This window comes from Kluyvera sp. CHPC 1.251, assembly GCF_036759945.1.
GTDB lineage: Bacteria > Pseudomonadota > Gammaproteobacteria > Enterobacterales > Enterobacteriaceae > Kluyvera > Kluyvera sichuanensis.
Genome location: NZ_JAPKIC010000011.1, coordinates 25,422 through 38,991 on the forward strand (window position 1 = coordinate 25,422; position 13,570 = coordinate 38,991).

At 54.5% G+C, this 13,570-nt stretch carries 14 protein-coding genes; 10 read left to right on the forward strand and 4 right to left on the reverse strand.

The genetic code is table 11. From position 1 onward, the window contains the following. Positions 1–161 precede the first annotated feature (161 nt). Entirely contained in the window at positions 162–950 is a 789-nt protein-coding gene (locus V6940_RS18855) for a PhzF family phenazine biosynthesis protein (RefSeq protein ID WP_333496888.1), read from the forward strand. Between the two features lie 99 nt (positions 951–1,049). On the opposite strand, the gene V6940_RS18860 is transcribed toward V6940_RS18855, so the two are convergent. Then, positions 1,050–1,994, reverse strand: coding sequence for an L-lactate dehydrogenase (locus V6940_RS18860; protein WP_333496889.1), 945 nt, complete (start codon positions 1,992–1,994; stop codon positions 1,050–1,052). Positions 1,995–2,150: 156 nt separating this feature from the next. Between V6940_RS18860 and V6940_RS18865 the strand changes: the two genes are divergently transcribed. Beyond that, entirely contained in the window at positions 2,151–2,621 is a 471-nt protein-coding gene (locus tag V6940_RS18865) for a GNAT family N-acetyltransferase (protein ID WP_333496890.1), read from the forward strand. Here V6940_RS18865 and ptrR read toward each other — a convergent pair. Further along, complete coding sequence (gene ptrR / locus V6940_RS18870; RefSeq protein WP_185669030.1) at positions 2,584–3,453, reverse strand: putrescine utilization regulator PtrR; 870 nt, start codon at positions 3,451–3,453, stop codon at positions 2,584–2,586. The genes V6940_RS18865 and ptrR overlap by 38 nt on opposite strands. A 105-nt stretch (positions 3,454–3,558) precedes the next feature. On the opposite strand from ptrR, the gene sad reads away from it, so the two are divergent. The 8 genes from sad (at position 3,559) to V6940_RS18910 (ending at position 11,300) form a co-directional block, all read left to right on the forward strand. Continuing rightward, positions 3,559–4,944, forward strand: coding sequence for a succinate-semialdehyde dehydrogenase (gene sad, locus V6940_RS18875; protein ID WP_333496891.1), 1,386 nt, complete (start codon positions 3,559–3,561; stop codon positions 4,942–4,944). Positions 4,945–5,014: 70 nt separating this feature from the next. Next, the gene (glsB, locus tag V6940_RS18880; protein WP_185669028.1) at positions 5,015–5,941 is read left to right on the forward strand and encodes a glutaminase B; all 927 of its coding nucleotides are present in this window, start codon (positions 5,015–5,017) and stop codon (positions 5,939–5,941) included. Next, positions 5,941–6,306 (forward strand): DUF4186 domain-containing protein, encoded by a 366-nt coding sequence (locus V6940_RS18885; RefSeq protein WP_333496892.1) that lies wholly within the window; start codon positions 5,941–5,943, stop codon positions 6,304–6,306. The genes glsB and V6940_RS18885 overlap by 1 nt, the downstream gene beginning before the upstream one ends. 165 nt (positions 6,307–6,471) lie before the next feature. After that, on the forward strand, positions 6,472–7,464 hold the full coding sequence (locus tag V6940_RS18890) for a sensor domain-containing diguanylate cyclase (protein WP_333496893.1): 993 nt from the start codon (positions 6,472–6,474) through the stop codon (positions 7,462–7,464). Between the two features lie 87 nt (positions 7,465–7,551). Continuing rightward, entirely contained in the window at positions 7,552–8,079 is a 528-nt protein-coding gene (locus V6940_RS18895) for a GNAT family N-acetyltransferase (RefSeq protein WP_333496894.1), read from the forward strand. A 114-nt stretch (positions 8,080–8,193) separates the two neighbouring features. Next, on the forward strand, positions 8,194–9,645 hold the full coding sequence (locus V6940_RS18900) for a tagaturonate reductase (RefSeq protein WP_333496895.1): 1,452 nt from the start codon (positions 8,194–8,196) through the stop codon (positions 9,643–9,645). A gap of 288 nt (positions 9,646–9,933) precedes the next feature. Next, complete coding sequence (locus V6940_RS18905; RefSeq protein WP_333496896.1) at positions 9,934–10,848, forward strand: bestrophin family protein; 915 nt, start codon at positions 9,934–9,936, stop codon at positions 10,846–10,848. Between the two features lie 11 nt (positions 10,849–10,859). Then, entirely contained in the window at positions 10,860–11,300 is a 441-nt protein-coding gene (locus V6940_RS18910) for a GNAT family N-acetyltransferase (RefSeq protein WP_333496897.1), read from the forward strand. Positions 11,301–11,612: 312 nt separating this feature from the next. Here V6940_RS18910 and V6940_RS18915 read toward each other — a convergent pair whose 3' ends face one another. After that, positions 11,613–12,575, reverse strand: a complete 963-nt coding sequence (locus V6940_RS18915; protein ID WP_333496898.1) for a GlxA family transcriptional regulator — start codon at positions 12,573–12,575, stop codon at positions 11,613–11,615. A gap of 14 nt (positions 12,576–12,589) precedes the next feature. Further along, the gene (locus V6940_RS18920) at positions 12,590–13,366 is read right to left on the reverse strand and encodes an MBL fold metallo-hydrolase (RefSeq protein WP_333496899.1); all 777 of its coding nucleotides are present in this window, start codon (positions 13,364–13,366) and stop codon (positions 12,590–12,592) included. Positions 13,367–13,570: the final 204 nt, after the last annotated feature.

Consider the following 13,570-nt stretch of genomic DNA (forward strand, 5'->3'; position numbering starts at 1 on the left):
CGATCTTAAAGCGATTTTTGCGACAAATACAATTATTTTGTGATTAACCTCTCATTTTTGTGGGTGTGTGACGGTGTCACATTTGGCGTAAGAAAGAAGCTTGTCGATGTTAATCTTTTGTGTCAGTTTGCTATCTCGAACATATGATTCAGGGGATACGCATGCACGAGATTGATTTCTATATGGTTGATGCCTTCAGCGACCATGCTTTTGGCGGTAATGCGGCAGCGGTTTGTCTGCTTGATGACTGGCTGCCCGATGAGACGTTGTTGAAAATGGCCCGTCAGCATAATCAATCGGAAACGGCGTTTATTGTTAAGCAGCACGGCGGCTTTGCCCTACGTTGGTTTACCACCCAAAATGAAGTTAACCTCTGCGGTCACGCAACGCTTGCCAGCGCTCACGTGGTGTTTCAGCATCTTCATTACCCTGATGAACGCGTCCATTTCGACACCTTGTCCGGTCGCTTAACCGTCTCGCGCCGTGACGAATGGCTCACGCTGGACTTCCCTGCTGGTGCGACCCACGACACCACACCGCCGGCGGACATGCTGCATGCGCTGGGTATTACCCACTACCTGAATGCCCGTAAAGGCCGCGCCTGGGTGATTGAGCTGGAAAACCGGCAGCAGGTTGAAGCGCTGAAACCCAATATTAGCGCCATGATCCCCGGTGAACATAAGGTGTCCGTCACCGCTGCGGGCGACGGTGACTATGATTTTGTTAGCCGCTTCTTCTCACCGGGCGAAGCGGTGTGGGAAGACCCGGTCACTGGCTCTGCACACACCATGTTAATTCCGTACTGGGGCGAAAAGCTCGGTAAAACCCGGATGCTGGCGCGTCAGGTTTCCGCACGCGGTGGCGATGTGCGCTGTGAATGGGTGGGCGAACGGGTGTTGATGAGCGGGGTGGCGAGAACCTATTTACAAGGGAAGGTGCTGCTGGATTAACCTGTCGTTATCCGTAGCCCGGCCGAACAAAGTGACGCCGGGAATCAGCACAGAACTAACCCCGGCGTTGGCAACGCCTCGGCCGGGCTACAAAAGACCTTACGGCAGCAGCGTAATATTCGACTTAATAATCTCCACCGAGCGGGCAAATTTCTCCTGCTCCTCGGCGGCGAGCTGAAGCTCAATAATCTGCTGTACGCCGCTTTGCGCCAGCACGGCGGGAACGCCGATGGCGACACCTTCAACGCCGTATTCCCCGTCCAGGATGCAGGAAATAGCCAGCGCGCGGTGGCTGCCGGTAAAGATATTACGGCAGATTTCGGCAATGGTTCCGGCAATACCGTACTCGGTGCAGCCTTTCCCGGCGTAAATCTCAAAGCCTGACTTACGAACTCTATCTGCCATCGACTCGCGATCCAGCGCTTTACCGGTACGTTGCAGATAAACGTTCTCGATAGGCGAACCGTATACCGATGAGTGCGACCATACCGGGAATTGGCTGTCGCCATGCTCACCGAGAATGAACGCGTCGATGCTTTGTGCGCCTATATCCAGATCCTGGGCCAGCTTGCGGCGCAGGCGCGTGGTATCGAGCCATACGCAGGTACCGATAACCTGGCTACGCGGCAGACCGGAAAGCTGCCAGACCTGCCAGGTGATAATGTCGCAGGGGTTGGTGGCAATCAGGAAAATACCGTTAAAGCCACCGGCCATCATCTGCGGCACGATGCTATGTACAATTTTGGCCGTACTTTTCAGTTCATCAAGACGCGTCTGGCCTGGCTTCAGCGCACCGCCGGAGACGGTAATAACCGCAATATCAACATCGGCGCAGTCGCTGGCATCGCGACAAGAGATGGTCATCATACCGGGCATATAGGCCGCGGCATCGCTGAGATCCTGTGCGTGCGCTTCGGCACGGCTCTTATTCAGGTCGACCAGGATCAATTCTTCGCAGATATTCTGATTCAGCAGCGCATAGGCCGCTGATGCGCCGACGTTTCCGGCGCCGATGATCATGACTTTACGGGCTTTCGTGTTCATGGTTATTCCAGTACAGGGACAAATAACAGTGGATAAAACTACTCGTTTACAACCGGTTGGCGCAATAGCCGGAGCAAATTATAAGTTAATGCTATGAGACTAAACGATGGCGAATGATAGAGTAGAAAAACAACAATAAAACAGGACCCTGCACCCATGTACACGATCGCGATAACCCAATCCACCGACCCCGCCGTTAACGCCCTGATAGCCGAGCTTGACCGCTATCAAAGCACGCTCTATCCCGAGGAGAGTAATCATCTGCTGGACCTCGCGTCGCTGCCGCAGAATCAGCTCATCGTGATGGTTATCCGTAAAGGGGAAGAGGCCGTCGGTTGCGGGGCGATTGTGCTGGATGATGCGGGGCGCGGTGAGATGAAGCGGGTCTTTATCAATCCAACGCACCGTGGTCAGCGCCTGGGAGAAAAACTGCTGGCAGAGCTTGAAACTGCCGCATTGCAGCGCGATTGCCGCATGCTGCAGCTGGAAACGGGGATTCACCAGCATGCGGCTATCTGTCTGTATCAGCGCTGCGGCTATGAAGTGTGTGACGCTTTTGCGCCGTATCAGCCGGACCCGCTCAGCGTCTTTATGGTGAAACCGCTGGTTCATCCAGTAACGCAATAAAGGCTTCCAGCTGGCGGCTCATGGCCCCGCGTCGCCAGACAAGCCAGGTCGTCAGCCAGCGCCATTTCTCTGCCAGCGGCCATGCCTCAACCTGATGATGCCCCGGCATGCTTTCCAGCATGCTGCGCGGCATTAATGCCAGCCCGGCCCCGGCAATCACACAGGCCAGCATTCCGTGGTAGGACTCCATCTCATGTATACGCCCCGGCGTCGCCTGGTCGGCATGGAACCAGCTTTCGAAATGCCGACGGTAAGAACAGTTGGCGCGAAACGCATAGATACTGGCGCCGTTGACCTCGCTGGCGCGGGTAATCGGTGGATGCCCGTGCGCGGCGACAATCATCATCTCCTCCGGATAGACCGGCATACCGTCCAGCCCAGGATGCATCACCGGCCCGTCGACGAACGCAGCGCTGAGCGTACCTTCCAGGACACCATCGGTCATGGTGCCGGACGGACCGGTGGCTAAATCAAACTGAATGCGCGGATAACGCTGGTTATAGCGGGCCAGCGTTTCGGGAATGCGCACGGCGGCGGTACTCTCCAGCGCGCCGAGAGAAAACAGCCCCTGCGGCTCATCGCCAGCCACCACCATACGGGCTTCGTCAACCAGCGAGAGGATCTGCTGGCTATAGCGTAGAAAACTATGGCCGGCAGGCGACAGACGCAGCCGCTGGTTCTCACGAATGAACAGCTCAACGCCAAGATCGGCTTCCAGCTGGCGAATGCGGGTCGTCAGGTTAGAAGGCACGCGATGCACCCGCTGGGCGGCCTGGGTAATGCTGCCGGTCTCAGCAACGGCGTTAAACATCTCAAGCTGGGTTAAATCCATGGCATTCTCGTATTGTGAATGGTTCGGTTAATATTATTCATTTTTCATAAATGGCAGCATAGGCGAAACTGTCATCACTACGCAATTGATTGAGAGAGAAATAAGATGACTTCACCTGCAACGCACGCTGTCTCTATTAACCCGGCTAACGGCAAAACCATCGCTTCGCTGCCGTGGGCAACCGGTCCGCAAGTGGATATCGCCATTACGCTGGCGGATACCGCGTTTCGTCAATGGCGTAAGACGGCAATTGAGCAACGCGCTGATGCGCTGCGCGCAATTGGTCGCGTTCTGCGTGAACGTGGTGAAGAGATGGCACAATGCATCACCCATGAAATGGGTAAACCGATTAAACAGGCGCGTGGTGAAGTGGCAAAATCTGCCCATCTGTGCGACTGGTATGCCGAACATGGCCCGGCGATGCTGGCCACCGAATCGACCCAGGTTGAGAACAATCAGGCCGTGATTGAATACCGTCCGCTTGGCCCGGTTCTGGCGATTATGCCGTGGAACTTCCCGCTGTGGCAGGTGCTGCGCGGTGCGGTGCCTATTTTACTCGCGGGGAATAGCTATATCCTGAAGCACGCGCCTAACGTGATGGGCTGTGCCGCGCTGATTGGCGATATCGTGGCGCAGGCTGGCGTACCGGCGGGTGTGTTTAGTTGGGTTAACGCGACTAACGATGGCGTGACACAGATGATCAACGACCCACGCATTGCGGCGGTCACCGTAACCGGTAGCGTGCGTGCCGGTAAAGCGATTGGTGCTCAGGCCGGTGCGGCGCTGAAAAAATGCGTGCTGGAGCTGGGCGGTTCCGATCCGTTTATCGTCCTGAACGATGCCGATATTGAGATGGCGGTACAGGCGGCGGTGATTGGTCGTTATCAGAATACCGGGCAGGTTTGCGCGGCGGCGAAGCGCTTTATCGTCGAAGCGGGTATTGCCGAACAGTTTACTGAGAAGTTTGTTGCGGCAGCGGCGGCGCTCAAAATGGGTGAGCCGACTGACGAAGAGAACTATCTGGGTCCAATGGCGCGTTTTGACCTGCGCGATGAACTGCATAACCAGGTGATGGCAACCGTGAATGAGGGCGCATCGCTGCTGCTCGGCGGTGAACTGCTGAGTAGCGATGGCAACTACTATCCGGCAACCGTACTGGCGAATGTGGCGCCAACCATGACTGCCTTCCGTCAGGAGATGTTTGGCCCGGTGGCGGCGATTACCGTCGCCCGTGACGCTGACCATGCGCTGGCGCTGGCAAATGATAGCGAGTTTGGCCTGTCGGCGACCGTCTTTACCAACGATACGGCTGAGGCCCAGCGCTTTGCGGATGAGCTGGAGTGCGGCGGGGTGTTTATTAATGGCTATAGCGCCAGCGATGCCCGCGTCGCTTTTGGCGGCGTGAAGAAAAGCGGCTTTGGTCGTGAGCTGTCGCACTTCGGTCTGCGCGAGTTCTGTAATGTGCAGACGGTATGGAAAGATCGTCACTAAGCGAAACGACGTAGCCCTTAGGCTCTGCTATACTCCCAGGCCGAAAATAGCCTGTGGGCAAGGAGTGTAAGTGGCTACGGTTATCAATAATGCCATGCTGACATCCATACTTGATGATGTCAGGCCGCTGATTGGGCAGGGGAAGGTGGCGGATTATATTCCGGCACTGGCCTGCGTCAGCGGCAATAAACTGGGGATTGCTATCAGCACCGTCGACGGGCAGCACTATAGCGCGGGCGATGCGACTGAACGTTTCTCCATCCAGTCGATTTCGAAAGTCCTGAGTCTGGTGGTGGCGATGAACCACTATCAGGCTGAGGAAATCTGGTCTCGCGTCGGAAAAGATCCTTCCGGCCAACCCTTCAACTCCCTTTTGCAGCTTGAAATCGAGCAGGGCATTCCGCGTAACCCGTTTATTAACGCCGGTGCGCTGGTGGTCTGCGATATGCTGCAGGGGCGACTCAGCGCCCCGCGTCAGCGGATGCTCGAAATTGTACGCAAGCTTAGCGGTGTCTCCAGTATTGGTTACGATGCGCAGGTTGCGCGCTCCGAGTTTGAACATTCGGCGCGCAATGCGGCGATTGCGTGGCTGATGAAATCCTTCGGTAACTTCCATCACGATGTCACGACGGTGCTGCAGAACTATTTCCATTACTGTGCGCTGGAGATGAACTGCATTGAGCTGGCCCATACCTTCCTGTTCCTGGCCAATCAGGGGAAGGCGATTCATCTCGACACGCCGGTTATCTCCCCGATGCAGGCGCGTCAGGTGAATGCGCTGATGGCAACCAGTGGCATGTATCAGAACGCCGGGGAGTTTGCCTGGCGTGTGGGGCTGCCGGCGAAATCTGGCGTTGGCGGCGGCGTGGTGGCGATTGTGCCGCACGAGATGGCGATCGCGGTCTGGAGCCCGGAGCTTGATGAAACGGGGAACTCGCTGGCGGGTGTCGCGGTGCTGGAAAAACTGACTCAACAAATAGGACGTTCGGTTTACTGATGGACGCGTTTGAAAGCCTGTTTGTGCGACTGCAACGCTCGCCGTTTCGCAGCCGCTTTCATCTGGGCGTAAAAGAACGGCAGTACTGTTATGACAAAGGTGCGCCGACGATTGACCAGCATGCCGCTGACTTTGTTGCCGGCAGGCTGGCTCCGGCGTGGCCGAAGAATGACGGTAAGCAGACGCCGATGCGAGGGCATCCGGTATTTATCGCTCAGCATGCTACGGCGACATGCTGTCGCGGCTGCCTGGAGAAATGGCATCATATTCCTCAGGGGCAGGCGCTCAGCGCTGAGCAGCAACACTATGTTGTCCGCGTTATCCACCACTGGCTGGTGCTGCAAATGAACGCGCCAGGCGGCTAACACTTATCAGTTTATTCTGAAAAGCTATCGATTTTGATAGGTTGATGTGACTTCGCGCGTCCAATATGATAGGCCGGGCGACGTATCGGAATAAATTGCGTTATGAACGGATTTGACAAACTAATTACGAATAAAGGGGTAACGGGAACCCGGTTTGTCAGACGTATGTATCTGATGCGGATGCTCGGTACTTTTCTTTGCTTCCTGCCGATTGTGTCAGTGCTTATTGAACGTCATCAACCGGTCTATTTTGAACTGCTGCTGGCGTGCAATGCGTTTATCTGGCCCACGGTAGCCTATCTGCGCGCCGTCCGTGCGCCTATCCCCCGCGATGCTGAGTTTCAGAACCTGCTGTTTGATGCCGGGGCTGGGGGATTCTGGATTGCTTTAATGGCATTAAACCCGCTGCCTTCGGTGACAATTGCCACGATCCTGCTGGCGGATCGTCTCTCGGCCGGGGGGATCCCGTTGATGCGTAAAGCGGCAGCGATGATGCTTTCCGTTTTCGCTGGTACCTGGGTGCTGACCGGGATGCCGTTTTATGGCGAGGTGACGCAGCAGACCATGCTGGCGACGCTGCCGCTGATTTCTCTCTATGTGCTGGCCCTGAGTCTATTGACCGACAGTATTGCGGTGAAGCTGCGGCTGAAAAGCCAGGAGCTGGAACGTATCGCGATGCTGGACCCGCTACTTGATATTGCCAACCGTCGTCTGCTTGAACAGCGTATCGCCTGGGAGCTTGTCCGGTTGAAGCAGAACTATGGCCACTCGCTGCTGATGTTTATTGACCTCGATAACTTCAAAGAGATAAACGATCGTCACGGGCATAAGGTTGGGGACGTGATGCTGAAAACTGTCTCGCAAATACTGCAGATGGCGACGCGCGGTACCGATACCCCGGCAAGGCTTGGGGGGGACGAGTTTGTGATCCTGCTGCCGGATACCACGCTGGAAGAGGGGCGCGGTATTGCCCAGCGTATTATGGATGCCACGGAGGTGGTAACAGACCGACCGGATCATCATCAGACGCTAACCCTGAGCATTGGTATTGCCGATGCCTTACCGGACATGCATGAAGTTTCCGACTGGCTGCAGGCTGCTGATAGCGCCCTTTACGAAGCGAAACGTCGCGGAAAAAATCAGATCTTCGCCCATTAGCGGCATAGGAAAATCCAATGATTAAGGCTGTTGTGTTATCAAATTGTTAGCGTGATAGTGTGTGGCACACTAATAAGGAGAATAAACATGACTGCGCCTTTTACTCTGCATACCTTTTCTGAGGCTGACATTCTTGCGCACCTCGAACCACTTTCCGATGTGCTTAGCAACTGCGTAAACGGCGGCGCCTCAGTGAGCTTTATGCTGCCTTTTAACATGGAAACCGCGTGGGCGTTCTGGCAGAAAACGGCGGCAAGCGTTGCTCGTGCGGAGCGCGTGGTGCTGGTGGCGAAAGATAGCGACCAGAAGATCGTCGGGACGGTGCAATTAGTTGTCGACCAGCCGGAAAACCAACCGCATCGTGCCGATGTCTCAAAACTGCTGGTGCATGAGTGCGCGCGTCGTGGCGGTATTGCTCGTGCGCTGATGCAGCGTCTGGAAGAGATTGCCGTTGATGCACAGAAAAGCGTGCTGGTACTGGATACCGCCACCGGTAGCGGGGCGGAGACATTCTATGCGCGATGCGGTTGGCAGAAAGCGGGTGAGCTGCCGCGTTATGCCTATATGCCAGATGGCGAACTGACGGCAACCTCCTTATTTTACAAATTTTTATAGATTCACTATTTATTCTCTCACTTTTGATCAAAACACGGTTTCATAAGCGGAAAATCTGATAAGTTATTAGACCAATTGAGCAGGTTGTATGACTAATCCAGAAAGGAACCCATTGTGAAAACACTGAACCGCCATGATTTCCCCGGTGCCCACTATCCTGAACGCATTATCCAGTTCGGTGAAGGCAACTTCCTGCGTGCCTTCGTTGACTGGCAGATTGACCTGCTGAACGAACATACCGACCTGAATTCCGGTGTGGTGATTGTTCGTCCTATCGCGAGCGATTTCCCGCCGTCCCTGAGCACTCAGGATGGTCTCTACACCACAATTATTCGTGGTCTGAATGAGAAAGGCGAAGCCGTCAGCGACGCGCGCCTGATCCGCTCTGTAAACCGTGAAATCAGCGCCTACGCCGACTACGCGGAATACCTGAAGCTGGCTCACAACCCGGACATGCGCTTCGTGTTCTCCAACACCACCGAAGCGGGCATCAGCTACCACGCGGGTGACAAATTTGATGATGCGCCAGCGGTAAGCTACCCGGCTAAGCTGACGCGTCTGCTGTTCGAACGCTTCACCCATTTCAACGGTGCGGCGGATAAAGGCTGGGTGATCATTCCTTGTGAACTGATCGACTACAACGGTGAAGCGCTGCACGAGCTGGTGGTTCGCTACGCGCAGGAATGGGCGCTGCCGGCTGAGTTTATGACCTGGCTGAATGAATCTAACGCTTTCTGCTCTACGCTGGTGGACCGTATCGTTACCGGTTACCCGCGTGATGAAGCGGCTAAACTGGAAGCGGAACTGGGCTATAAAGACGGTTTCCTCGATACTGCAGAGCACTTCTATCTCTTTGTTATTCAGGGGCCAAAATCACTGGCCAGCGAACTGCGCCTGGACAAACTGGCGCTGAATGTGCTGATCGTTGACGACATCAAACCGTATAAAGAACGTAAAGTCGCTATCCTGAACGGCGCGCACACTGCGCTGGTTCCAGTGGCATTCCAGGCGGGGATTGATACCGTGGGCGAAGCGATGAACGATGCAGAAATCTGTGCGTTCGTTGAAAAAGCTATCTATGAAGAGATCATCCCGGTACTGGATCTGCCAAAAGACGAGCTGGAATCCTTCGCCAGCGCGGTGACCGGTCGTTTCCGTAACCCGTACATCAAGCACCAGCTGCTTTCTATTGCGCTGAACGGCATGACCAAGTTCCGCACCCGTATCCTGCCACAGCTGCTGGCAGGGCAGAAGGCGAGCGGTAAACTGCCTGCACGTCTGACTTTTGCGCTGGCCGCGCTGATTGCCTTCTACCGCGCAGAGCGTAATGGCGAAGCGTACCCGGTGCAGGACGACGCGCACTGGATTGATCGCTACCAGCTGCTGTGGGCTCAGCATCGCGACCAGCAGATTAGCACTACCGATCTGGTGAAAGCAGTACTGTCCGTGAGCGAACACTGGGAACAAGATCTTACACAAGTTGATGGATTGGTCGAACAGGTTGCGGCAGATCTCGACGCCATTCTGGCTAAAGGCATGCGTAAAGCGGTACAACCGCTCTGCTAATTGCCTTCATACACGCATCTAACTAACCCGGCTCCGGCCGGGTTTTTTACATATGTAGCCCGGACGAGGCGAAGCCGACTCAGGGGGCGCACCGTACTTTCACTCAGACACTTAATTAGTTACAACATACATTAAATGTTTTTATAAACCCACACTTCAACCCCGTGCCAACAAGGCTAAACAGCACAAAATGGGGCCCGTAAGCATACCATCTCACTGTCAGTACCGCTTGAATACATGACCGAGATCACGTTTAATACACAACTTATTAACCTGATTGAAAAACTCATGATCGTTCGTCCACACCAGCACTGGCTGGCACGTATCTTCGTCTGGCATGGCTCTGTACTGCCGAAAATCTACTCTCGATTACTGCTCAATTTCCTGCTCTCGATAGTGGTGATCCTCATCCTGCCGTGGTACTCCTCGTTAGGCTTTAAACTCACCGTCGCCCCGTTCAGCATTCTGGGTGTCGCCATCGCGATATTCCTCGGTTTTCGCAATAACGCCTGCTATGCCCGTTACGTTGAGGCACGCCAGCTCTGGGGCCAGTTGATGATTGCCTCACGCTCGCTGCTACGCGAAGTGAAAAATACGCTGCATGATGATCCGCATGTAGGGGAGTTTGTCCGTCTACAGATTGCTTTTGCGCACTGTTTGCGCCTGACGTTACGCCGCCAACCGACGCGCGCAGTACTGGCGAAATATCTCTCTGAGGCACATCTGACTCAAGTCTTAGCCGCACAGTCACCGGCAAACCGTATTCTGCTTATCATGGGTGATTGGCTCGCAGAGCGCCGCCGAACCGGGGCGCTTTCCGATATTCTGTTCCACAGTCTGAATATTCGTCTGAACGACATGTCTATCGTACTGGCCGGTTGCGAGCGTATTGCCAATACCCCAGTGCCGTTTGCCTATTCGCTGATTTTGCACCGTACCGTCTACCTGTTCTGCATCATGCTGCCGTTTGCGCTGGTTGTTGACCTGCACTACATGACGCCGTTTATTTCGGTGCTGATTTCGTACACCTTTATCTCACTGGATACCCTGGCAGAAGAGCTTGAAGAACCCTTCGGTATGGAAAATAATGACTTACCGCTGGACGCTATCTGTAATGCTATCGAGATAGATTTACTGCAGATGAACGATGAGTCGCAGATACCCGCCCGGATCACCGTCGATAAGTACTATCAGCTGAGTTAAGAGAGGGTATCGTGACCGTGACGTTTCGTGCTGTACAGGTAGAAGATAAGGCGCAGTGGCTTACGCTATGGAAGGGCTATAACGAATTCTATGGCAGCAACCCGCCGGAAAACGTTACCGAACATACCTGGCAGCGTATTCTGGATCCGCAATCATCCATGTTTTGCCGGGTCGCCTGCGTTGATGGCCACCTGGCCGGTTTTGCTATCTGCGTGCTTCATGAAGGCACCTGGGTATTAGCGCCCATCTGTTACCTTGAAGACCTGTTCGTGGATCCGGTCTTCCGTGGTAAAGGAGTGGCCCGTTCGCTCATGCAATTTGTGCTAAACGAAGCGAAAGAGCAGGGATGGTCACGCTTCTACTGGCATACTCGTATTCATAATCCGGCCCGTAAGCTTTATGATGAGTTTGTCGCAGCCGACGATTTCGTCCGCTATTCTGTTACGCTTTAAGGTAAACGAGCAGAATAAATCATTAAGGTTTTCCATGTTTAATGGTTGCACCGACATAAGGAGAATCAAAATGGAAAAAAGAATCGAAACTGCCGTGAACATCATTGTGTTCATTTCACTCTTCGCAACCGCCTGGGATTTATCGCTGGTTCGCGCCTTCAACTGGTAGGCCGTTAATCCTTCGATAATGCACTCCTGTTCGGGCGCAGACCACTGCTGCGCCCTTGAGCAGCGGATGAATCTTCAGATAATCAACGGCTTTTAGGCTAATTACCCACAAGGTTGTGCACCGTTTCTGTGGATAACATTTCGCTAGCGCTCGCTTGCCAACCCCTGAAAGGTTTTACGCCACTCCACTGGGCTAACGCCCAATTTCTCACGGAACGTCTGCCGGAAGGTGATGGATGATTGAAAACCGGAGCGTTCCGCCACCTGTTCAATCGAAAGCTTGCTGCTCTCCAGCAGCGTCTGGCTGCGGCGCAGACGCTCAGTGGTTATCCATTCACCAATCGACATACCGGTCGCTTTCTGAAAATGGCGGGTCAGAGTTCGACGGCTCATGGCAGCCCGTTCTGCCAGCACATCAATTTGATGCGGCTGCTGGAGATTATCCTGCAAATAGGTCAGCAACTGGTTAATCCGCGTATCGCCCGTCCGGTGCGGCACGACCTGCTCAATAAACTGCGCCTGGCCACCTTCACGGTACGGTGGCGTGACCATTCGGCGGGCGATCTGGTTAGCGACGCGCGCACCAAATCGCTGGCGAATCACATACAGGCAGCAGTCCAGCGCGGCGGCGGTACCGGCAGAGGTGATGATACCGTCGTCATCGGTATAGAGGACGTTGACATCAAGTTGGGCTCGGGGAAACAGGCGCTCAAACGCTTTTTCAAATTCCCAGTGCGTGACGGCGCGGCGATTATCGAGCAGCCCCGCATAGGCGAGTGCAAAGGTGCCGAGACACAATCCCACCAGAGTTGCGCCATTTTGGCGAGCGTGAATGAGCGCCTCAAGCAGCGCGGATGATGGTTTTTCATCCACGTGTCGCCAGAAGGGTACGATGACGATATCGCACCCGGCGAGCACGGAAAAATCGCTATCAGCCTGCACGGCGGTGCCTTCCTTTGACCACACCAGGCCCGGCGTTTCGGCGCAAATATAACGCGTGAAACGCGGCGTTTCGCTCACGCTGTTACCAAACAGGATCAGCGGTACGGAAAAGTGAAAGGTGCTGAATCCTTCGCTGGCCACAATCGCAACCGAGGTGGTGGGCATAAGGCTATCCTCCGTTAAAACGTGACAGTGTCACCATTGTTGGGTGCATTAACATAGTCGAGTATCTGGTTATCTTCAGCATAGGCCAGCAGAGCATTGCGGGTGACTAAGCAGTGATTGATCGCTTCCATATGGGTGCCCACGATCTGCGCCTCGGGCACAATCTGATGCGCTTTCAACACATCTTCCTGACCAAAGATAATAGGACCGAAGCCCAGTACGTGTGCCCATCCAGTGTTCATAATCACTACGCCTGGCTGGTAATGACGCAGATTATCCGCCACGCCGTCAATCCAGATGGAGTCACCGATCAGATAGAGCGTTTTCTCCGCTGGATGCTGGAAAATGACGCCACAGGCTTCACCGAGCCGTTCAGCCAGTTCGGGAATCGCATAGAGTTCATCGGAGCCGTGCTGCCCATCGGTTTTTATCAACGCGATATCGCCGAAGCGACTGGTTGCGGACAACTGCTGTAGCTGCGTAAAACCCTGGGCGCGGAGCAGCGCTTCATCGCTAGCGTTCTGCACATAAATCAGCATCGATTTGGGAATAATTTTCGCCGCCGTTTCATCCCAATGGTCTGGGTGGGTATGGGTGACGATAATCGCATCAACATCCAGCAGCTCTTCAGGGCGACACGGCAGGTCGACCATCGGGTTACGCACCTCTGAGCGCGCTGTGCCGGGGAAGCCGGGATAGGCGTCTTTTGGCGCCAGCATCGGGTCGATTAAAAAGCGTTTCCCGGCGTAGGTAATCAGCTGGGTGGCATTGCGAATCTGGGTAATGTTCATGGTGGCATCCTCGTGTACTGTTTTGATAATCACAGTATGCGCGATGTGATATTCCCACGCCGCTGGCTAAAAGCCAACTTTCGATGTGATTGGGCCAATTTAAAGCGCATTAATGCCATCCGTGCATAGTTATCATGAAAAATGAGTATGAAATTCGGCCGGCAAAGGCGTAGACAGGGTGGGGAAATTGTATTTATCATACAA